Source organism: Acidobacterium capsulatum ATCC 51196 (genome assembly GCF_000022565.1).
Classification (GTDB): Bacteria; Acidobacteriota; Terriglobia; order Terriglobales; family Acidobacteriaceae; genus Acidobacterium; species Acidobacterium capsulatum.
Map to the genome: position 1 here is coordinate 756,120 of NC_012483.1, position 22,124 is coordinate 778,243.

The 22,124-nt window shown below is 61.7% G+C and carries 18 protein-coding genes; 6 read left to right on the forward strand and 12 right to left on the reverse strand.

From position 1 onward, the window contains the following. Positions 1-3 precede the first annotated feature (3 nt). Positions 4-750 (reverse strand): SDR family oxidoreductase, encoded by a 747-nt coding sequence (locus ACP_RS03210; RefSeq protein WP_015895844.1) that lies wholly within the window; start codon positions 748-750, stop codon positions 4-6. A gap of 299 nt (positions 751-1,049) precedes the next feature. Between ACP_RS03210 and ACP_RS03215 the strand changes: the two genes are divergently transcribed. Continuing rightward, the gene (locus ACP_RS03215; RefSeq protein ID WP_015895845.1) at positions 1,050-2,012 is read left to right on the forward strand and encodes a GlxA family transcriptional regulator; all 963 of its coding nucleotides are present in this window, start codon (positions 1,050-1,052) and stop codon (positions 2,010-2,012) included. 428 nt (positions 2,013-2,440) lie between these two features. Here the strand turns inward: ACP_RS03215 and ACP_RS03220 are convergent, their stop codons facing one another. From ACP_RS03220 to ACP_RS03250, 7 genes are all read right to left on the reverse strand, one after another. Next, positions 2,441-3,445, reverse strand: a complete 1,005-nt coding sequence (locus ACP_RS03220) for a thioredoxin domain-containing protein (RefSeq protein ID WP_015895846.1) — start codon at positions 3,443-3,445, stop codon at positions 2,441-2,443. Positions 3,446-3,716: 271 nt separating this feature from the next. Next, on the reverse strand, positions 3,717-5,375 hold the full coding sequence (locus ACP_RS03225) for an NAD+ synthase (protein WP_015895847.1): 1,659 nt from the start codon (positions 5,373-5,375) through the stop codon (positions 3,717-3,719). 141 nt (positions 5,376-5,516) lie between these two features. Then, the gene (locus ACP_RS03230) at positions 5,517-6,032 is read right to left on the reverse strand and encodes a c-type cytochrome (protein WP_015895848.1); all 516 of its coding nucleotides are present in this window, start codon (positions 6,030-6,032) and stop codon (positions 5,517-5,519) included. Between the two features lie 30 nt (positions 6,033-6,062). After that, positions 6,063-6,869, reverse strand: a complete 807-nt coding sequence (locus ACP_RS03235) for a copper resistance protein B (protein ID WP_015895849.1) — start codon at positions 6,867-6,869, stop codon at positions 6,063-6,065. Between the two features lie 26 nt (positions 6,870-6,895). After that, positions 6,896-8,929, reverse strand: a complete 2,034-nt coding sequence (locus tag ACP_RS03240; protein WP_015895850.1) for a copper resistance system multicopper oxidase — start codon at positions 8,927-8,929, stop codon at positions 6,896-6,898. A 115-nt stretch (positions 8,930-9,044) separates the two neighbouring features. Beyond that, positions 9,045-9,464: a hypothetical protein gene (locus tag ACP_RS03245; RefSeq protein WP_041839234.1), complete on the reverse strand. Its 420-nt coding sequence runs from the start codon at positions 9,462-9,464 to the stop codon at positions 9,045-9,047. A 254-nt stretch (positions 9,465-9,718) separates the two neighbouring features. Continuing rightward, a complete protein-coding gene (locus ACP_RS03250; RefSeq protein ID WP_015895852.1) occupies positions 9,719-10,057 on the reverse strand; it encodes a rhodanese-like domain-containing protein in 339 nt (112 codons plus the stop codon). An 86-nt stretch (positions 10,058-10,143) separates the two neighbouring features. Here ACP_RS03250 and ACP_RS03255 point away from each other — a divergent pair, with 86 nt between their 5' ends. The 3 genes from ACP_RS03255 to ACP_RS03265 are packed head-to-tail and all read left to right on the forward strand — an operon-like array spanning position 10,144 to position 14,127. Beyond that, positions 10,144-11,568, forward strand: coding sequence for a sigma-54-dependent transcriptional regulator (locus ACP_RS03255; RefSeq protein WP_041839235.1), 1,425 nt, complete (start codon positions 10,144-10,146; stop codon positions 11,566-11,568). 31 nt (positions 11,569-11,599) lie between these two features. Further along, entirely contained in the window at positions 11,600-13,543 is a 1,944-nt protein-coding gene (locus ACP_RS03260) for a two-component system sensor histidine kinase NtrB (RefSeq protein ID WP_015895854.1), read from the forward strand. After that, positions 13,540-14,127, forward strand: a complete 588-nt coding sequence (locus ACP_RS03265; protein WP_015895855.1) for a hypothetical protein — start codon at positions 13,540-13,542, stop codon at positions 14,125-14,127. The genes ACP_RS03260 and ACP_RS03265 overlap by 4 nt, the downstream gene beginning before the upstream one ends. A gap of 80 nt (positions 14,128-14,207) precedes the next feature. On the opposite strand, the gene ACP_RS03270 is transcribed toward ACP_RS03265, so the two are convergent. Both ACP_RS03270 and ACP_RS03275 read right to left on the reverse strand, forming a co-directional pair. Further along, entirely contained in the window at positions 14,208-15,065 is an 858-nt protein-coding gene (locus ACP_RS03270) for an NAD(+)/NADH kinase (protein ID WP_015895856.1), read from the reverse strand. A gap of 20 nt (positions 15,066-15,085) precedes the next feature. Further along, positions 15,086-15,871, reverse strand: coding sequence for a TlyA family RNA methyltransferase (locus ACP_RS03275; RefSeq protein WP_015895857.1), 786 nt, complete (start codon positions 15,869-15,871; stop codon positions 15,086-15,088). Positions 15,872-15,988: 117 nt separating this feature from the next. Between ACP_RS03275 and ACP_RS03280 the strand changes: the two genes are divergently transcribed. Together ACP_RS03280 and ACP_RS03285 are read left to right on the forward strand one after the other, a co-directional pair. Further along, the gene (locus ACP_RS03280; RefSeq protein ID WP_015895858.1) at positions 15,989-16,714 is read left to right on the forward strand and encodes an ROK family protein; all 726 of its coding nucleotides are present in this window, start codon (positions 15,989-15,991) and stop codon (positions 16,712-16,714) included. A 224-nt stretch (positions 16,715-16,938) separates the two neighbouring features. Next, positions 16,939-17,511: a methyltransferase family protein gene (locus ACP_RS03285; protein ID WP_015895859.1), complete on the forward strand. Its 573-nt coding sequence runs from the start codon at positions 16,939-16,941 to the stop codon at positions 17,509-17,511. A 66-nt stretch (positions 17,512-17,577) separates the two neighbouring features. Here ACP_RS03285 and carB read toward each other — a convergent pair whose 3' ends face one another. Continuing rightward, entirely contained in the window at positions 17,578-20,859 is a 3,282-nt protein-coding gene (gene carB / locus ACP_RS03290; protein WP_015895860.1) for a carbamoyl-phosphate synthase large subunit, read from the reverse strand. Beyond that, entirely contained in the window at positions 20,859-21,989 is a 1,131-nt protein-coding gene (gene carA, locus ACP_RS03295; RefSeq protein ID WP_015895861.1) for a glutamine-hydrolyzing carbamoyl-phosphate synthase small subunit, read from the reverse strand. The genes carB and carA overlap by 1 nt, the downstream gene beginning before the upstream one ends. Positions 21,990-22,124 lie beyond the last annotated feature (135 nt).

Here is a 22,124-nt window from a genome sequence, read left to right on the forward strand (position 1 = left end):
ATCTCAAAGCTGCGAGGCTCCGCCATCAACAACGAGCTCAGTGCCGACGACGTAAGAGGATTCATCGCTGGCCAAATAGAGCGCCGCGTAGGCGACATCCTCAGCTTTGCCCATGTGTCCTACCGGAATCTTTTTAGCAAGCTCCTGCTTGATGTTGCGAACGGCCTCGTCAGGCAAGCCCCACTTACTTATCAGAGGCGTGTTCATTGCACCTGGAGCGATGGCATTAAACCGAATCTTCCGGTCGAGAAACTCGTACGACCAACTGCGGGCAAGCGATCGCACAGCAGCTTTTGCTGCTGCGGTCAACGAGATGCCATGCTCGCCAGTCTGCGCGACAAACGATGTATTCAGGATGAAAGAGGAGCCCTCGCGCAGGTCTGGGAGCACCGCCTGAAGCGTGAATACCACACCCTTGACGTTGATATCCATGATTTCGCAATAAAGTTCTTCGCTAATGTCGTTGAGTGGAGATGGAAATGCTCGCCCCGCGTTGGCAAACACAACATCCAAGCCACCGAAGTTTTCCTTCACTGTAGCCGCAATTGCTCGCATGTCTTCGATCGATCGGACGTCGCCCTTCAGAATAAGCGCGTCCTTGCCGAGTTCGGCCCTCACGCGGTCAAATACAGATTCATCGCGACCAGTCACCGCCACGCGAGCGCCTTCTGCAACGAAGAGCTTCGCGGTTGCAAGGCCAATACCGCTGGTGCCGCCCGTAATCAAAGCTGATTTGTTCTTAAGTCTCATCTTGTTCTCCTTTATTGCCTCGTAATCGATCAGTGCTAGCGGCGAAAGCACAATCCTGTCTGCACATGCGCCGCGACTTGATCTTTCATGCAGATTATGGAAGACGAGCAGAATGGCGTAAAGGTCGTTTATCCCTTAAAACAAGTCATAATACTGCTTGGGGCTAGTGCAAGCGAGCGATCGCCGAACGATTCATTCCACAATGGCGTGATAAGAGGGGTCTATGACATTTACGTCTCTTGGGAAAATGGGTATTCTCGTCCTTACAATGCTCATCCTTGAGTCAGTCGTTGGCGCATATGTCTAGACGCATTGGATTCTTTGTTTACCCTGGCCACCAAATGCTCGACCTATCTGGCCCTCTGTGCGTCTTTGAGGACGCGAACCTTCTAGCGGGAGAGGAACTCTATCAAATTCATATCTTCTCCGCCGAGGGAGGCGTTGTGAGGAACAGTGTGGGCCTTGGCATCGATACATTGCGGATAGGACGACGTAAACTAGACACGCTTATTGTGGTCGGAGGTAAGTTGCCCAATGAATTCGATCCTTTCATTCTTCGATCACTGCTCGCTCAATCGAAACTCGCGCGCCGAATTGCAAGCGTATGCACAGGAGCTTTCCTACTTGCTCAAGCGGGCCTGTTAAGAGGAAAGCGAGCGACCACGCACTGGCGATATGCGCACCTTCTAGAAAAGGAATTTCCGCAGACGAAGGTTAACGGCGATGCAATTTTTGTAAAGGACGGCAACACGTGGACCTCAGCAGGAATCGCAGCAGGGATGGACTTAGCGCTTGCGCTGATTCAAGAGGACCACGGCATATCCCTGTCGAAGGCGGTCGCCCAGGACCTGGTGATCTATCACCGTCGCCCAGGTGGACAGACACAGTTCTCAGCTCTGGCCGATATGTCTCCAGCAACCGAGCGAATGCAGCAGATTATCGGGCACATCCGTGAAAATCTATCGAATAGTCTGTCCATGGAAGAATTGGCGGGAGTTGCGCACCTAAGCGTCCGTCAATTTGGAAGAATCTTCAAAGCAGAGACTGGCGAGACGCCTTCAAAGGCGGTCGAACGAATTCGGGCCGAAGTTGCACATTCACTGGTCGAACAGACAAGTGAACCCGTTGAAATGATCGCCGAGCAAGTCGGGTTCAGCGATCCGGAGAGGATGCGCCGAGCGTTCCTGCGAATTTATGGTCATCCACCACAGGCTGTGCGACGCAATGCTCGAATGGTCATGCGCGCCTCGAGCGAGATCTAAATAGAGGCGGAGATCTGCATCTCTATCAGGTGCTGGCTGGATTCTCTAGTCGAAATTCGATTCAAGATAGGACTGCTTTGGGTCGAATGTCAAGGGGACGCCGGGAAAATGGGCTTCCGTTTTCTATACCTAATGAAAGCAGAGACAATTGCTCGGGAAGTAAATTCAATCGTTTCGCCTGGAGATCCCATTTCCCTAATTCCTTGAGCTTTTACAGCTTTGTTGCACTAACAACTTGAAGATGCCACACAATTCTCCTGCACAGTTCCTGCACAGCCAAAATCCATGTTTTTATCTCTCTCCCAGTCAGTAATTTCCAGAATTCTCTTCACATGGTCGGTATGACAACGGGGTGGGGATGGGGGGGTAGTCAAAGGAATGCCCGGAATCGTGCGGATTCCGGGCATCGCTGTTGGCGGAGGTGGGGGTTACTTCGCCGAGGTGGTGTTGCTGTCGAGGTTGAACTGGTACTCGATGATCTTCTTGAGTTCGGGGTAGGGCAGCTCGGTCATGGGGACGGGGCGGCCATCGACGAAGAGGGTCGGGGTCTCGTTGACGTTGAGCTCGTTGGCCAGCTTGAGGTCGGCCTGGACGGCGGCCTTGCCTGCGGGCGAGGCGGCGCAGGCGGCGACCTTGGCGGGATCGAGTCCGGCGGCGGTGACGGCCGCGTCGAGGGTCTTGGTGCCACCGTCGTTCACGAGGTCATTCTGGTTGGCGAAGACGCTGTCAGCAAACTTGAAGAAGGCGGTGTTGCCACCGATCCTGGTGACGCAGTTGCCGTAATCCGCAGCCTTGAAGGCCTCAGGATGCACGTTGACCAGCGGGAAAGGCTGATAGACGTAGCGCGCATTTGGAAAGTCGGCGACGAGCTTTTTGGCGGTGGGCTGCGCGGCCTTGCAGTGCGGGCACTGGAAGTCGGCGAACTCGACGAGCTCATGCTGCTTGCTGGCGCTTCCCTGCCAGGCGCCGGTAGCGTCCTGCTGGAGGGTGGCGCGGGCGGCGGCGAAGGGATGCGGGCCGAAGGGGATGATGGAGTCGTTGGCGATGAGGTAGTGGCCGTCGGGCGTGACGAAGAAGGTGAGGCCGGCGACCTGCGGGCGGCCCTTTTCCGCAACGAAGATGATGACCTTGCTGACACCGGGCGCGGGCGTCTTGAGGATGCCGTAGACCTCATAGGAACGGTTGGTGTCGTATCCCCAGGAGGTCTTGAGGAAGGACTCGACCTCAGCTTTGGTGGGCTGCGCGGCGGTGAAGTTCTTGGGATTGACGGGCGGCAACTGCGCCTCAGTGGCCGGAGTGGGCGCGCTGGGCGTGGAAGCAGACGGCGCGGCCGGCATGGAGGCCTGGGCCTGCGCGGAGATGGTCAGCGTGAGTGCGCCCGCCATCAGAATTGCCGGCATGGCGAGGGAGTGCAAGGTACGGCGTGAAATCATCGTGAGCCTTTCTGTCTCCTGTGTTGCGTGTTTGGGAATCTCTGCATCGGTTGCCGGGATACTCCGCAGCAGCGAACAGCTTTTGGTGAGAGTGTAACGTCTCGCGGAACGGCCTGAATTCAGGGGCCAAAGCCCGCTGATGCAATGGACGTTGCGGCACGGCTAAAGCCGTGCCCTGATACAAAATAGAGTTTCTTCACAGACTGCAAAACCGCCTTGCTTTTGCGGCTCTTCCTGCTGTGGCCTTCTCCAGAGATTGCTTGCAATGAGCTTACACCTCAACCTTGACGGCGATCGGGAAGCGGCGGCCAAGGCCAAATGCTTTGGGGGTTACTTTAAGGACGGGCGCGGCCTGCTGACGTTTGTATTCAGCGCGCTCGATCATGCGAATGACGGTGCGGACGGTGGCCAGATCGATGTTCTGCGAGGCGGCGATGCGCTCGGCGCTCTCGTAGCGCTCGACGTAGGCCTCGACGATGGGATCGAGCTGGTCGTAGGGCAAGAGGGTGTCGGTGTCTTTTTGATCGGGGCGGAGTTCGGCCGAGGGCGGCTTGTCGAGAATGGCGTGCGGAATGATCTCCTGCTCGCGATTGAGGTAGCGGCAGAGGGCGTAGACCTGCGTTTTGACGACGTCGCCGATGACGGCGAGCGCGCCGACCATGTCGCCGTAAAGGGTGCAGTAGCCGGTGGACATTTCGCTCTTGTTGCCGGTGGTGAGCACGAGCGCGTTGCGCTTGTTGGAGACGGCCATGAGGAGCGCGCCGCGGATGCGGGACTGGATGTTCTCCTCGGTCACGTCAGGCTTGAGGCCGGCGAAGACGGGGGCGAGGGTTTCGAGGTATTTCTCATAGAGGCCGTGGATGGGCAGCACGTCAAAGCCGATGCCGAGATGAGCGGCGAGCTGGCGGCTGTCATCAATGGAGCCTTGCGAAGAGAAGGCACTGGGCATGCCGTAGCCGTGGACGTTTTCCGCGCCGAGGGCACGGACGGCGATGGCGGCGACGAGCGCGGAGTCAATGCCGCCGCTGAGGCCGACGACGACGCGGGAGAATCCGCATTTGCGCACGTAGTCGCGGGTGCCGAGCGTGAGCGCGTCAAGCAGGGCGGCGGTCTTGTCGTCTTCTGACGGGCCGGTGACGGCGTGGAGGTCGCCCTGGAGGGTCTCGGTGTCGAAGAGGACGAGGTCTTCTTCAAAGGAGCGAGCCTGTGCGCAGACGCGGCCATCGGGCGCGAGAGCAATGCTGGTTCCGTCAAAGACGAGGCTGTCATTGCCGCCGACCTGATTGACCATGACGACGGGAAGATTGTGCTGGCGGGCAATGTTGGCCAGCATGTGCTGGCGCGTGGTGCGCTTGCCGCGCCAGTAGGGCGAGGCCGAGAGATTGAGAATCACGGATGCGCCGTGGCGGGTGAGCTCTTCGATGGGATCGACGGAGTAGCGGCGGTGCTCCCAGAAGCTTTTGTCGTTCCAAGCGTCTTCGCAGATGGTGATGGCGATGGACTGGCCGTGGAAGTGGCAAATCTGCTGGTGGCGCGCGGGCGCGAAGTAGCGCTGCTCATCAAAGACGTCATAGAACGGCAGCAGCATTTTGGACTGGACAAACTCGACATGGCCCTCGCTAAGCAGGGCGGCGGAGTTCATGACATGCTTGCCGCTGCCGTGGGGCGCGGGCGTGACGTAGCCGCAGAGAACCGCGATGCGGAGAGACGCTGTTTCGTGCGCGATGTGGGCGATGGCCTCTTCACAGCGGGCGACGAAGGATGGTTTTTCGAGCAGATCGGCCGGCGGGTAGCCGCAAACGGCAAGCTCGGGAAAGATGGCCAGATGAGCGCCGGCATCGGCGGCGCGGCGCGTGAAGTCGAGGATTTTCTGTACGTTTCCGTGGAAGTCTCCCACGGTGGGATTGATCTGTGCGAGGGCAATCTTCACGTGACAAGTGTATCGGAATCGGGGCGGCGGTTGCGCTGTGCGGGGATTGGGAGAGCTGGGACTCAATCTCAGGGCGTGGCCGAGGCCACGCCCTGAGACGGACTGCGGGGATGGGTGCGGGGATGACGCGATCCGTGCCGATCAGTGCTGCGTGGCGGCCGTCTTCCATGCAGCGGCGACGTCGGGCGGTAGCTTGTCCATATGGCTGAGGAAGGTGGTGACCTGCCACATCTGCTCGTCGCTGAGATCATCTTTCCAGCCGGGCATTCCGCTGAGACGCACTCCGTGGCGGATGATGTAGTAGTTCTGGTTTTCGGGCATGTCGGGCGCATCCTCTACGAACTGCGGCGGGCGCGGGTAGAGGGTTTCGGCCAGGGCCGCGTGCGGATGGTTGACGTCGCCGTGACAACTGGCGCAATCGGACTGGTAGATCTGCATGCCGGTGAGCAGGTTCTCTGAGGTGAGCGCCACCGGATTTTTGAGCTGCGGAGCGCGGCGGTCCACGGCAGCGTCGAGCGCGGGCATGGCGACGTGCATTTCAAAGGCGTTGATGGGGATGTCGGCACGGGGATCGACGAAGCCGAAGCGGACGTAGAGGAAGACTGCGAGCAGGAGCAGCAGGATTCCTGAGACGAAGCCGAGAATGAATTTGCGCATGATGTTTCTCCTAACTGCGACGTCTCTGGATCAATACCACATGCGGATGCCGAAGACGAATCGAGGGTCGCGTGTGGATTCACCGGACTGCATTGCGTAGCGGGCGCTGTTGCCGAATTTGCCGGAGTAAGCAAAGCCGACATAGGGCGCGAATTTGCGGCGGATCTCATAGCGCAGGCGGAGGCCGCCGTCGAGGTCAGAGAAGCCGGAGCCGATGTGGCGCGCGGGATCGTCTTTGCTGTAGAAGTTCAGCTCGGCCTGCGGCTCAAGGATGAGGCGCTGCGTGAGCAGGAATTCATAGGCGGCGTTGATACGCCCGGCAAGGTGGCCGCCGTTGCGCCAGTAGAGGGTGGGCTCAAGATCGAAGCCGTAAGGGGCGAGGCCCTCGACGCCGAGCGCGGCCCAGGTGCGGGTGGGTCCGGAGTCGAGATCGGCGCGGAGGCCGGCCTGCGCGTCGAGGTAACGCAGGCGCGGGATGGGGCGGTCGTAGAGGAACTCATCGTCACCGTCGCTGATGAGGCCGTTCTGGGCGGTGCCTTCGGTCTTGATCCAGAGCTTGTTGAAGTCAGTGCCGCTCCAGATCTGGCCGTCCCAGCGGAAGGCATTGTCAGGGCCATTGGTGCGGCCCTCGAACTGGTCAAAGAGCACATGCGTGAAGATGTCGTGGCCGCCCATGGAGTCTTTGGCGCCAGGAATCATCGCGGTGACCTTGCCGGAGGCGTCGCGGTAGGGATCATGACTCTGCTGCGCAAAGGATTGCGAACCGGCGAGGGCAAGAAACAGCACTATCACGGTTACAGATGCGCGACGGGCCGTGCGGAGCGCGGAAGCGTGCATAGGAAGACTCTTTCTCAGACTCTTTCTCACGGGAGCACCACCACGGTGCGGAACATGCCTGCCTCCATGTGGTAGAGCAGGTGGCAGTGGTAGGCCCAGCGGCCGGGCGTGTCGGCACTGACGAGGTAGCTGACGCGCTCGGCGGGCTTGACGATGATGGTGTCTTTGAAGGGGCGGTAGGGGCCGTGGCCGTTTTCGAGCTCGCTCCAGAGGCCGTGGAGGTGGATGGGGTGCTCCATCATGGTGTCGTTGATGAGCACGAAGCGAACACGCTCGCCGAGACGCAGGACGATGGGCTCGGCCTGGCTGAATTTTTCTCCGTTGAAGCCCCAGATGTAGCGGTTCATGTTGCCGGTGAGGTGCAGCTCGATTTCGCGCGTGGGCGGGCGGTCATCGACGCCGCGAAAACGGGCGCGCAGATCGGCGTAGGTGAGCACGCGGCGGCCGTTGTGGTTGAGTCCGTCACCGGGTTGGTTGAGGCGGCTCTCGACGTGGCGGGCGACCTCGGCGACCTGCGGGCCGGGATGCAGATGAACGGGATCGGCGGGCTGGAGCTTTGCCTCAGCCGCGTGGATGGCGCTTTCAGGCACGTTTGCGGCAGGATGGGTGTCGGTCCAGGGCTGCGGAAAGGGTGTCTTGCCGAAGCTGCCGGGAATGGGCGGAGGTTCCGGGGATTCTTCAGCCGTCATGGCGGACATTGCCATGCCAGGCATACTGTTGCCGCGCATCTTCATGCCGGACATTTCGCTGCGCATGTTCATCTCAGACATGCTTCCACCGGGCATGTTCATTCCGGGCATGTCTTGGTTGATTTTCTGGGCGTTCATTTTCTGGACGTCCATGCCTTGAGCGTCTTTGGCGGTCATGCCGTCGATGCCGGCCATGGAGGCCATGCCGCTCATGTTCATTTTCATGGCCATGCCCATGTCGGCCATGGTGCGGCGAGGGACGGGGTCCATGGGCGGAACGGGAGCGGTCATGCCGGGGCGTGGGGCGAGGGTGCCGCGCGCGTAGCCGCTGCGATCTTCCGACTGGGCAAAGATGGTGTAGGCGCGGTTGTCCTCCGGCTCGATGAGCACGTCGTAGCGCTCGGCAACGCCGATGCGGAATTCATCGACGGGCACCGGCTCGACGTAGTTGCCGTCGGCCTGCACGACGGTCATTTTGAGGCCTGGGATGCGGACGTCAAAGAAGGTCATGGACGAGCCGTTGATGAAGCGCAGGCGGAGCTTTTCGCCGCGCTGGAAGAGGCCGGTCCAGTTGCGGGCGGGGCTGTTGCCGTTGAGCAGATAGGTGTAGGTGGCGCCGGAGACGTCAGAGATGTCACTGGGGCTCATGTTCATGCGCGCCCAGGCGAGGCGTGCGGAGATGGCTTTGCCGAGGCCCTGCTGCTTTGCCTGATGGAAGAAGCCGCCGGCGGTGATGCGCTCGTAATTGTAATAGTCACTGTTCTCTTTGAGGTTGCTGAAGACGGTTTCGGGATTGGTATCTGTCCAATCGGAGAGAAAGATGACGTAATCGCGATCGGCCTGGACGGGGTCTGTGCCGCGCGGATCGATGATGATGGCTCCGCTGAGGCCGCTCTGCTCTTGAAAGCGCGTGTGGCTGTGGTACCAGGCGGTGCCGTTCTGGAGCACGGGAAAGCGGTAGTGGAAGGTTTCGCCGGGCATGATGCCGCGATAGGTGAGGCCGGGGACGCCATCCATGGGGTTGGGCAGACGCAAGGAATGCCAGTGCACGGAGGTGGGCACGCGCATGCGATTAGTGACGGCGATGCTCACGGTGTCGCCCTGGCGCCAGCGCAGCGTAGGGCCAGGCACCGAGCCGTTGACGGCCAGGGCGCGGGCGCGGCGGCCGGTGAAGTTGACGGGCAGCGTGTCGATGGTGAGGTCGAAGTGCGTTCCGGCGAGGACAGGCGGATGATACGGGGCGGCTTCCGCGAAGGTGGGCAGAGCGTGCCCGTCGAGAGCGGCGATGGCGGCTCCGGCGGCGATGCCCTGCACGAAGCGGCGGCGCGAGATGGGGACGAGTTCAGGGATGGATCGGTCAGCAGCGGACATGGGGATCTCCAGATCGATGGGCGGCGAAGAGATGGCTTCGCGACCGCATGGCGGCAAGAGCGACGGCGAGAAGCATAGGAGGCCGGGCGCTCAGGGGTGCGCGGAGATGACGCGGCTAGATGCGGAGCTGGGAGACGGCTGGATGGAAAGACGGCAGTGGTGCGTGTTTTCGCCGGGATTGAACGATGCGTACATTGAGCGCCACAGCAGGCATGGCGGCTGGATGGATGGCCGGCAGCACGAGCAGAGCCTGCCAGTGAGCCTGGGGCGCGTGGGAAGCCTGCGTCTGCATGAGCTTGCCGCCGTGGTGGCAGAGCTTGTCGCAGTGCTGGACAGGCAGGGCGCCGGAGTGGCGTTCCGGTTGAGGAGTGCGCATGGACGGCATGCCGCAGGTGGGCATACCGGGCTGCGCGGCGGCCATGGAAAGCGTCATGGCCTCACAGCGGATGCCACACGTAAGCGCGGCTGCCTGCAGGCTGACGAGCAGCAGGAGCAGCAGCGACCAGACGCTTCGATGGTGTGCGGCACGCTTCATGGGACTAAGTTAGCAGATGCGTGGATGAGAAGTGGGGTCGCAGGCTGCATGTCTCATCAGGAGCGACCGGCGAGGCGTTGGAGGGCGTTTTTGTACTGCTGTGTGATTAGACGCCCGGCGTCCAGCGCCTCTTCCCTCTCAAGTTGCACAACGGGCTCGCTGGAGGATCGAGCGGCGAGGGGACGGTCCTCTTCCCTCGCCTGCTCTTCAGCAGTTCTTCGTTCTGGCCTGCGCGGTTGCGTCATAGCTAAATTTTAGTACCGTGGCACGTTGGGATCGACGGTCTGGGACCAGGCGTCGATGCCGCCGCGGACGGACTGGACCTTTTCAAAGCCCTGGTCGCGGAGCCAGACGGCGACGTTCATGCTGCGGACGCCGGCGTGGCACATGGTGGCGATGTGGGTGTCGGGGTCGAGTTCCTGCACGCGGGAGGGGATTTCGCCCATGGGAATCCAGAGGGCTCCGGGGACGCGGGCGGTCTGGATTTCAGCGCGTTCGCGGACATCGAGGAGGATAAACTGGGGTTTTTCAGACTGCTGGGCCTGCTCAAGGAGCTGGGCGGCTTCGGTCGCGGTTATCTCATACGGCAGCATATCTTTATGATACAGACGTAGCCGTGTGTGGAGCGGGGCGGGTTCCCTGCGAGGAACCCACGATTCCGGTTGCGGAAAAAGGAAGCATGAGCCAGGAAAAAGTACTGATCGTAGAAGATGAGCCGCACGCGCTGACGGGGCTGGCCGAACTGGTGAGCGCCTGGGATTACCGCACCGAGACGGCGCGCGATGGCATCGAAGCGCTGGAAAAGGTGCGCGGCTGGCAGCCGGCCATTGTGGTGACCGACCTCAAGATGCCGCGCATGGATGGCATGCAACTGCTGGAGCGGCTGAACCAGATGGATGGTTCGCGCGCGGTGATTGTGCTGACGGCGCAGGGGTCGATTGAGTCTGCCGTGGAGGCGATGAAGATTGGCGCCTTTGACTACCTGCAGAAGCCGGTGGACTCGGTGCGGCTGCGCACGATTTTGAGCAATGTTTCGCGGCAGCTTGAGATGCAGCGCGAGATGGCGGCCACGCGCACGCGACTACGCAGCATGAGCGGCCTTGGCCTGATGGTGGGCACCTCGCAGCCGATGAAGGATGTTTTCAGCCTGATTGAGCGCGTGGCGCCGACGAATGTCTCCGTGCTGATCACGGGTGAAAGCGGCACGGGCAAGGAACTGGTGGCGAAGACGCTGCATGAGCTGAGTCCGCGAAAGAACAAGCCGTTTGTGGCGGTGAACTGCGCGGCGATTCCTGAAACGCTGATTGAGAGCGAAATTTTTGGGCACGAGAAGGGCGCGTTCACGGGCGCGATAGAGCGGCGCGCCGGCTGCTTTGAGCTGGCCGAGGAAGGCACGCTGCTGCTGGACGAGATTGGCGAGATGCCCATCGGCACGCAGGCCAAGCTGCTGCGGGTGCTGGAAGACCGGCGCTACCGGCGGCTGGGCAGCAAGGTGGAGACGCCAATCGATGTGCGGGTGCTGGCGGCGACGAACAAGAATCCTGACCAGGCGGTGGCCGATGGCGAGCTGCGCGGGGATCTCTATTACCGCCTGAATGTGTTCAACATTCATATGCCGCCGCTGCGGGAGCACAAAGAGGATATTCCGGCGATTGCGCAGCGGATGATCGCGGATATGACCTCAAAGCATGACCGGGCCATCGAGGGCATGGACGACGAGATGCAGGCGCGGTTGTTGAGCTATGACTGGCCGGGCAATGTGCGGGAACTGCGCAATACGATGGAGCGGGCCGTGATTTTGTGCACGGGCGACCGCCTGCAGGCGCAGCATCTGCCGCCGGGTTTTGGCACGGCGCGGCCCCTGAAGACGGCGGCGGTGACGGCGGAACCGCCGGCCAATGCCGTGCAGGTGGAGGTGGGCACGACGGTGGATGAGGCCGAGCGGCTGCTGATTCTGAAAACGCTCGAGTCCACGCACAACAACAAGACGCGGGCCGCCGAGATACTGGGCATCAGCCTGAAGACGCTGCACAACAAGCTGAAGGAATACAGCAGCCAGCCGGGGCCAAACGATGAGGCCGGCGAATCTGAAAACAACGATTGATGTGAGGGGTTGAGAGGGTTCGCGGCGGCCGATGAAGCTCAAGACCAAACTCGTGCTGCTGATTACCGGGCTGGTGTTCCTGGTGATCAGCACGCTCTCATGGCTTTACCTGGGCCAGTTGCTGCAGGTTTACATCAATCAGTCGTACACGACGACGACCGAGGCGGCGCACCAGGTGCTGTTTGCCACGCGGCAGGCCATTGACTCAGGGCTGCGCGAGCGCACGTTCAACGTGAATGATCCGGCAGCGGTGCGAGCGGCGGTGGCGGATTCGCTGCGGACGAACCAGGGGCTGAATGCGCTGATTAACTCGATCATCGATTATTCGCCGACGGTTCTGGATGTTTCGATTGCCGACAGCCAGGGACGGGCGCTGCTGAGTGCGCCCAACGCGGCGCTGAATGACCAGATGCTGCCGCACCGGGAGAATTACGGGAGCCTGCGCGGACAGACGCTGTGGCAGACACTGCATACGATTTTTGGTCCGCCGCAGGTTTATAACGTGAGCGCGGGACTGGACCTGAGCGGCAAGCCGTTTTTGACGGTGCGGATCGGGGTGCGCACGACGTTTTTGAAGAACTCCTTCCGGCCCTGGCTGCTGGAGGCGCTGTGGCTGTTTGCGCTGGGCATGATCACTTCGCTGGCGGTGGCGGCCTTTGTGGCGAACCTGGCGCTGGCACCGATTGAGACGATCAGCCGCAGACTGGACCTACTGGAGCAGACGCAGGGCGAGGAAAGCGGAGGCGAACTCGCGGCCGAGAGCAGTGGTACGGTGCCCGCGCGGCGGGCGGCGGGCAGCGATGCGGTGGCGCAGGTTTCAGGAAAGATCGAACGGCTGGGCCAGCGCATGCGGAACGTGGAAGAGGTGTTCACGGCCCTCAAGGAAAACCTGGACCAGGTGCTGTCAAAGCTGCAGGACGGCATGATTCTGTTCACGCGGGACTCGCGGGCCATTCTGGTTTCGAGCGCGGTGGAGCGCTTTGTGGGACGGCACCGCGATGAACTGCTGGGCGCCGATGTGCGCGAGATATTTGACCGCGAGACCCGGCTGGGGCGGCTGGTGCGGGACTCGTTTGAAGCCGGCATGTCGATTGTGCAGGAAGAGGTCACAACCGAGACGGGACGGCAGGTGCAGGTGTCGCTCGACTTTATTCACGATGGCCAGGGAGGCGAGCAGCACTCATTTGGCGCGCTGCTGACGCTGCATGATCTGGAGTCGATGCAGGAGCTGGAGAGCGAACTGGAGCTTTCGCGGCGCATGGCCTCGATTGGGCGGCTGACGGCGGGCGTGGGGCATGAGGTGAAGAATCCGATCAACGCCATCGTGGTGCACCTGGAGCTGCTGCGGAACAAGGTGGAGCTGAAGGAGCCGGCCCAGAAGCACCTGGATATTATTCAGTCGGAGATTCGCCGCCTGGACCGGGTGGTGCAGACGCTGGTGGATTTTTCGCGGCCGGTGGACCTGCATATGCGCGAGTACGACCTGCGCCAGATTGTGCAGCAGGTGCTGACGCTGGCCTCAGTGGAGCTGGAAGGCCGGGGCGTGACGCTGAAGAGTTCCCTGCCGGAGTTTCCGGTGACGGTGAAGGTGGATGCGGACCTGACGACGCAGGCCCTGCTGAATGTGGTGATCAACGGCGCGCAGGCCATGCCCGACGGCGGCCTGCTCGACGTGCGGCTGGCCGAGGATGGCCGCTGGGCGATTATTCGCGTGCGGGACGAGGGAACCGGCATTCCGCCGGAGGTGCTGCCCCGCATCTTTGACCTGTACTACACCACGAAGAAAGACGGCAGCGGAATCGGGCTGGCGATGACTTATCGCATCCTGCAGTTCCAGAACGGCAGGGTTGACGTAGAATCGAGTTCTGGTGGTACTGAATTTTCTCTTTGTCTGCCTTTGCAGGGGGTGTCTGACCCCGCTGCCCGCGTTGAACTAGCCTCCGAATCGAGCTGGAACGAAGGAACCGGTGCATGAGAAAAAAGCTGGCGGCCTCTCTGTCCCTGGCGTTTGCGCTTGGCCTTATGTCGGGGTGCGCGCATAAGCCGGTCACGGCTCCTGCTCCCCCGGTTCCCGCGCCGCTACCGCCGCCCCAGACGAGCACCGAGAGCCTGCCCAAGCTGCCCACGCCCACGCTGCCGGATGTGGAGCTGAGTCTGCCTCCCGCGCCCCATGAAGCGACACCCGAGCACCGGCACTACAGTCACCCGCTGCGCCGTCGGCATGCGGCCGAAGCCGCTCCCAGCGCTGCGGCCAAGCCTGCCCCATCCGGATCGAGCACCGGGCAGGAGCCGACGGATTCGACGCCGATTGGCCGCCTTTCCACCGCCCCGGCGTCAGCGAATCAGCGCAGTTACGGGAGCATTGTGGGTGAAATCACCTCGGTGCAGGATGGCGTGCAAGGGATTCACCGCGCCTTGAGCCGCAGTGAGCAGCAGACGGTGACCGAGATCGAGATGTTTCTGGGCAAGGCGCGCAATGCGCTCGATGCCGGCGATCTGGATGGAGCGCACACGCTGACGGTGAAGGCGCGCGTACTGCTGAATGAACTTAGCCGCTGAAGCGCGGCGTGAAGCACTGCTAAAAGGACAACTGCAGGTCTCTCCACTTCGCTACGCTATACACCTTCAGTGAGAATGCTCTAGCGCTCGCCCCACTTGAGCTTGGCGCGGAGCACGTCGAAGAATCCTGTAGAGCCGAGACGTACCAGCTTGACCGTGTAGACGGACTTGCGGCAGTGAATTTCATCGCCGACGCAGAGGGCGATGGCCTCTTGCCCATCGACGGTGAGGTAGGTCTGATCAGGGATACCCGCGACCTTCAGCTTGAGATCCGCATTGCCCTGCACCACCAGCGGGCGCAGCGTGAGCAGGTGCGGACAAACGGGTGTGACGATGAGCGCATCCACGTTGGGCGCAAGGATAGGGCCGTTCGCCGCGAGCGAGTAGGCGGTGGAGCCGGTGGGCGTGGAGATGATGACGCCATCGGCGCGGAAGGCCGCTACGAGCGCTCCGTCAAGATCGATGCGGAAGTCGCCCATGCGGGCGATGGCGCCCTTGGAGACGACAACGTCGTTGAGGGCCTCGTATTCGCAGACCTGATGGCCGTCGCGGCGCAGTTCGCAGTGGAGCATGGCGCGCTGCTCAATGTTGCAGCAGTTCTGTGCCCAGCCCTCCAGGTGACGGTAGAGATCGCCGAGCGGCACCTCGGTGAGAAAACCGAGTGAGCCAAGATTGACGCTGAGGATGGGGACGCCGGTCTTGGCAAAGACGCGTGCGGCAGCGAGCAGGGTGCCGTCTCCACCGAGCACGATGACCAGCTCAGGATTCTCATTTGGCAGATCGGCGCGCGGCACGATGCGGGCCTCGCTGGTGTAGGTGGCCGCGATGTCGTCAATGACGGGATCATAGCCGTGGCCGTGCAACCAGGCCAACAGCTCGGGCAGCAGGCTGGCGAGTTCGTCTTTTTGCGGCTTGGCGATGACGGCGATACGACGCATAAGCCCCAGTGTATCCGGTCTCAGGTGGCAGCGGGAGACGGTGGGCCCGCCGCTGGTAACGGCGCGAGCCAGCGGGCGTGGAGCAGGAACTCCTTGTTGCCCTCGACGCCGGTGATGGGCGAATCGGTGATTTCGATTTCGCTGCCGCCGGTGGCGGCGACGGCCTCGCGCACGCGCTCGATGGCAAATGCATGCGCGGCGGGATCGCGCACGATGCCGCCCTTGCCGACCTGCGTGCGGCCCACTTCAAATTGAGGCTTGACGAGCAGGACGCCTTCGAGCGGCTGCGCCTCGGCGTGACGCGCCGCAATGATGACGGCGGGCAGCACGAGTGTGGCGGAGATGAATGAAACATCCATGCCGAAGAAGCTGATGCCCGGCGGAAGATCGCCGGATTTGAGATGGCGCGCATTGGTACGCTCAAGCAGTTGCACACGCGGATCGCGGCGCAGACTCTCGGCGATCTGGCCGTAACCGGTATCGACGGCGAGGACGCGGGCCGCGCCGTGCTGCAGCATGCAGTCGGTGAAGCCGCCGGTGGATGCGCCGACGTCCATGCAGAAACGGCCGGTGAGATCGATGTGCCAATGGGCGAGCGCACCTTCAAGCTTGAGGCCGCCACGGCTGACGTAGCGCAGGTCTTCGCCGAGGAGGCGCAGAGTGGCGGCCTCGTCCACGGCGTGGCCGGGCTTGGTGATTTTTTGCTCATTGACGAGCACGCGGCCCGCAAGAATGAGCGCCTGCGCGCGCTCGCGCGAGGCGGCGAGGCCTTGTTCAGCGACGAGTTTGTCGAGCCGCACTTTCATGTCACTGACAACATGCTAATTGCTCTGGCTCATCGAGCTGGCTAATTGCCATGGGAGAAAGAGTTTCGATGCAGCCCTGTCGCAAGTAGCGCTCATCCAATTAAACTGTTCACCGCTATGGCAAAGAAGAAATCTGTCTCGAGCAAGCCGGTTACGCTGGCCGTCGATATTGGCGGCTCTCACATCAAGATCATGCTGCTGGACTACCGCGGCAAGCCTTTGAGCGACCGCCTGCGGCAGCCGACGCCTGTTCCGCCAACCCCGGAGAATGTGCTGGCGCTGCTGGACGGGATGCGCGCGCAGGTGGGGGATTTTGACCGCGTGAGCATCGGATTTCCGGGCGTGGTTAAAGAAGGCATTACTTACACGGCGGCAAACCTGGACCCGGCATGGATCGGCTTCCCTTTTGCGCACGAGATCATGAAGCGCTGGCGGCGGCCCGTGCAGTTGGCTAACGATGCCGCGGTGCAGGGCTTTGGCGCGATTCGCGGCCGTGGCGTGGAGCTGGTGCTGACGCTGGGCACAGGACTCGGCTCGGCCCTGTATGTGAACGGGCATCTGTGCCCGGGGCTGGAGCTGGGGCATCATCCCTGGCGCAAGGGCCACAGCTATGAGGACTACCTGGGCCGCGAGGGGTATGACAAGCACGGCAAGAAAAAGTGGAACAAGCACCTCGCGAAGGCGATTGAGCAGACGCTGCACACCTTCAACTGGGACCATTTGTATCTTGGCGGCGGGAATGCGAAGAAGATTACGCTTGATCCGCAGCCGAACATCACCATTGTGAGCAATGAAGACGGGCTGACCGGCGGCGTGGCTCTGTGGCGGGATGTGTCGATTTAAGCAGCTCATGGAAGATGCAGTCTGAAGGCGCGAGTTCTGCAAAAAGATGCCCTCAGGGGCTAAAGCCCGGAGGTGCAATGCCTATGGAACGCACGGGCTGAAGCCCGTGCCCTTCAGAGAATGAATTCCGCTCAGGTCTTTTGACAAGCTGCATGAGGGGCGGCTGAACATTTCGGGCATCTGTTGCGTACCTATGACAGCAGGCCCGGGGGTGGCGATTGTACGTGTTTGTCGCGCACTGGATCACAGTGCTGTGGGATGTGTGGCTGGCGCTGTGGCTGCTGGCGGCCTTTACCTCAAAACGCACGGTGCAGCGGCAGAGCCAGAATTCGAGGCTGGCGCAGGCGGCGCTGATGGTGTTTGGCTTCTACCTGATCTTCGGGCCGGTGCGGTGGATTCCTGCCTCGGGCTTGAAGCGCGCGATTTTTGCAGCCGACGATACGACCGCGTGGATAGGGCTGGCGCTGGTGGCGGCTGGCATGCTCTTCAGCTTCTGGGCGCGGGCCGTGATCGGGCGCAACTGGAGCGGCACCGTGACACTCAAGGAAAATCATGAACTGGTGAAGCGCGGGCCTTACCGGCTGGTGCGGCACCCGATCTATACCGGCCTGCTGGCCGCGGCCGCGGGCACGGCGGTGATCTATCTGCGGCCCATGGGATTTGTGGGTGTGCTGGTGATTGCGGTGAGCTTCTGGTACAAGCTGCGAACGGAGGAGCGGTTTATGGTGCAGCAGTTTGGCGAGGAGTACGAGCAGTACCGCATGCAGGTGCGGGCGCTGATTCCGTTTGTGCTGTAAAGAGAAAATCCCCATCGGCGTGGTGTGAGCCGATGGGGATTTGTTGTGTCTGGCTATGTATTTGCGCTACTTCACCGCGTGCCCGGCATGCAGCAACTGCAGCGGATTGACGGTGATGTGCTTGCGCTGCGAAGCGGCAATGCCCTCGGCCGCGGCGCGAGCCGCCGCGATGGTGGTGATGGTGGGAATGCGCTGCAGCACAGCGGCGCGGCGAATGGCCTGCTCGTCAAAGAAGGTATCCTGCCCGCGCGGCGTGTTGATGATGAGCTGAATGCGCTGCCCCTTGATGAGATCGACGATGTTGGGACGGCCTTCCTTGACCTTGTAGACCGACTCGGCCTGGATGCCTGCCTTGTGCAGCACCTTGGCTGTGCCCTCGGTAGCGACGATCTGGAAGCCGAGGTCGATGTACTGCTTGGCAAGCGGCACGAGCGCGGCCTTGTCATGGTCATTGACGCTGAAGAAGACGGTGCCGGAACTGGGCAGAATCAAACCAGCGGAGAGCTGCGCCTTGGCGAAGGCTTCGCCAAAGTTGTCAGCCACGCCCATGACTTCGCCGGTGGACTTCATCTCGGGACCGAGGACGGTGTCCACGCCCGGGAACTTGTTCCAGGGGAAGACGGGCGACTTGACGTAGTAGTGCGCGCCGGTGCCGAGGTCTTTGCCGGAGGCGATATTCTCTGGCAGGAACTCGCTCAGCTTGCGGCCGGTCATGAGGCGCGAGGCAATCTTGGCGAGCGGCACGCCGGTGGCCTTGGAGACATAAGGCACGGTGCGCGAGGCGCGCGGATTGACCTCGATGACGTAGACCTTGTCGCGCTGGATGGCGAACTGCAGATTGACGAGGCCGATGACCTTGAGCGAGAGCGCGAGCTTGCGCGTGTAGTCGCGGATGGTGTCGAGGACCTGAGGCGCGAGATCGACCGCCGGAAGCACGCAGGAAGAGTCGCCGGAGTGGATGCCGGCCTCTTCAATGTGCTGCATGATGCCGGCAATGACGACATCGGTGCCATCGCAGAGCGCGTCCACATCGACCTCGACCGCGTCTTCGAGGAAGTGGTCGATGAGGATGGGGCGTTCCTGCGAGTACTCGACGGCTTCCTTCATGTAGTGCGAGACGGCGGCGGCATCGTAGGCGATGACCATGGCGCGTCCGCCAAGCACGTAGGAGGGCCGCACGAGCACCGGGTAGCCGATGCGCTCGGCTGAGGCGAGCGCTTCTTCCACGCTGGTGGCGGTGGCGCCCTGCGGCTGCGGAATTTGTAACTGTTCGAGTAGCTTTCCGAAGCTCTTGCGATCTTCGGCAAGGTCAATGGACTCAGGCGAGGTGCCGATGATCTTGACGCCGGCCTGCTTGAGGCGGAGCGCGAGGTTCAAGGGCGTCTGGCCGCCGAACTGCACGATCATGCCGGCATCGGCACCGTTGGCGGTCTCGTGCTCGTAGATGGCGAGCACGTCCTCGAGGGTCAGCGGCTCAAAGTAGAGGCGGTCGCTGGTGTCGTAATCCGTCGAGACGGTCTCGGGATTGCAGTTCACCATGATGGCTTCAAAGCCGTCTTCCTTGAGAGCAAAGGCGGCGTGGCAGCAGCAGTAATCGAACTCAATTCCCTGCCCGATGCGGTTGGGACCGCTGCCGAGAATGATGACCTTGCGCTTGTCCGTCTGGGGCGCTTCGTCCTCTTCCTCGTAGCTGGAATAGAAGTAGGGCGTGGCGCTTTCGAACTCCGCGGCGCAGGTATCGACGAGCTTATAGATTGGGCGGATACCGTGGCCCTGGCGCAGCTCGCGGACCTTAGCGACACCCTCATTGCCGGTCAGGCCCCATACTTCAGCCAGGCGCTCGTCGGAGATGCCCATGCGCTTGGCTTTACGTAACTGCTCTGGTGACACATTGTCGAAGGTGGCGTCGCCGATGGCCGCGATGGTGTCGGTGATCTCCTTGATCTGGTAGAGGAACCAGGGGTCCATGGAGGTCATGCGGGCAACTTCGCGCACGGAGAGCCCCTGGCGGAAGGCGAAGCGCACGTAGTTGAGGCGCTCGGGCTGCGGCGTGACGAGGCGCTGGGTGAGGCGGCGCGGCTCGAGCACCTCTGCCCCGACGCGCTTGCCGGTTTCGAGCGAGCGCAGGGCCTTCATGAGCGACTCTTTGAAGGTACGGCCGATGGCCATGACTTCGCCCACGGACTTCATCTGCGGGCCGAGGTTTTCGTCGGCGCCCGGGAACTTCTCGAACTGCCACTTGGGAATCTTGGTGACAACGTAATCGATGGTCGGCTCGAAGCAGGCCGGGGTCATCCTGGTGATGTCGTTGGGAATTTCATCAAGGGTGTAACCGACGGCGAGCTTGGCAGCGATCTTGGCGATGGGAAAGCCGGTGGCCTTGGATGCCAGCGCCGAGGAGCGCGAGACGCGCGGGTTCATCTCAATGACGGTCATGCGGCCGGTTTGTGGATTGACGGCAAACTGCACGTTGGAGCCGCCGGTCTCGACGCCGATCTCGCGCATGACGAGGAGGGCGGCGTCGCGCATGGCCTGGTATTCGCGATCGGTGAGCGTCTGCGCGGGCGCAACGGTGATGGAGTCGCCGGTGTGCACACCCATCGGGTCCATATTTTCAATGGAGCAGATGATGATGACGTTGTCGGCGAGGTCGCGCATGACCTCCAGCTCGTATTCCTTCCAGCCGAGAACGGATTCCTCGATGAGGCACTCGTGGACGGGTGAGAGGTCGAGGCCGCGGGCGAGTATCTCCATGAGCTCTTCGCGGTTGTAGCCGATGCCGCCGCCGGAGCCGCCCAGGGTGAACGAGGGGCGGATGATGACCGGGAAGCCGATTTTAGTGGCGAATTCGAGGCCGTCGCGAATGTTGTTGACCAGAGCGGAGCGCGGCACATCGAGGCCGATGCGCGTCATCGCGTCCTTGAAGAGCAGACGGTCTTCGGCCTTCTTGATGGCATCGAGCTTGGCGCCGATGAGTTCGACGCCGTATTTGTCGAGGATGCCGGCATCGGCCAGCTCGACGGCGAGATTGAGCGCGGTCTGTCCGCCGACGGTGGGCAGCACGGCAAACTTGCCGTTGGAGCCGCTGGCGGCGAGCATTTCGGCCTCGATGCGCAGGATCTCGTCGAGATATTTGACCGTGAGCGGCTCGATGTAGGTGCGGTCGGCGAGCTCAGGGTCGGTCATGATGGTGGCCGGGTTGGAGTTGACCAACACCACCTCATAGCCCTCGGCCTTGAGCGCCTTGCAGGCCTGGGTGCCGGAGTAGTCGAACTCGGCGGACTGGCCAATGACGATCGGCCCGGAGCCGATCACGAGAATCTTGCGGATGTCATTCCTGCGTGGCATTACTTCTTCCAGTCCTCCATCATCTTTCTGAAATCCCGGAAGAGGTAGTGCGAGTCATGCGGGCCGGGGCTCGCCTCGGGATGGTATTGCACGCTGAAGAGCGGCATATTGCGATGGCGCAGGCCTTCGAGCGTGTTGTCATTCAGATCGATGTGCGTCAGATCGACTTCGCTGGTGTTGATGGAATCGGGATCGACGGCGAAGTTGTGGTTGTGGCAGGTGATCTCAACCTTGCCCGTCTCAGTGCATTTGACCGGATGGTTGCCGCCGTGGTGGCCGAAACGCAGCTTGTAGGTCTTGCCGCCAAGGGCCAGGCCGATAAGCTGATGACCAAGGCAGATGCCGAACATGGGCTTGCGGCCAGCGAGCTGGCGGATATTCTCTTGCGCGTAGGTGACCGGCTCGGGATCGCCGGGGCCATTCGACAGAAAGATGCCGTCAGGATTGAGCGACAGCACATCTTCCGCAGAGGTTTGCGCCGGAACCACCGTGACGCGGCAGCCTTCGCGCGAGAGCATGCGCAGGATGTTCTTCTTGATGCCGAAGTCGTAGGCGACCACGTGCAGGTCAGGCCGTTCGGGGGCGATGACCAGATCCTCCTGATGGAGGGGATCGTGGATGTCATGCTCCCATTCGTAGCGGGCCTTGGTGGTGACGACGCTGGCGAGATCGGTGCCGTCCATTTTGCGCAGCGAACGCGCCTTCTGGACGAGGACATCAGGATCGGTCTCAATGGACGAGATGACGCCGCGCATGACGCCGTGGTTGCGCAAGTGGCGCACGACGGCGCGGGTGTCGATTTCAGAGATGACGGGAACCTTGAAGCGTTCCAGATACTCGTCGGCGACCTGCTGGGAACGCCAATTGGAGCTGATGGGAGAAAATTCGCGGGTCACCAGACCCTCGATATAGGGCTGGTTCGCTTCATTGTCGGCGTGGTTGGTGCCGTAGTTGCCAATTTGAGGATTGGTCAGTACGACAATCTGTCCGGCATAGGAGGGGTCAGTAAAAATCTCCTGATAGCCGGTCAATGAGGTATTGAAAACAACTTCGCCATAGCACTCGCCGCGCGCGCCGTGGCCCTCACCGCGGAAGATGCGCCCGTCTTCGAGCGCAAGGATCGCCTGCATCGGTTCTCCGAGGAGTGGATTCAATAGATTTTAGCAGTCAATCGGGGAGGAATTCGCGCTTTGTTGAGGAATTTCTGCGCGGGGCGGCAAAAGGGCTGGAAGAGCCGGAGATGTGTGGAGGGAAGAAGGATGGAA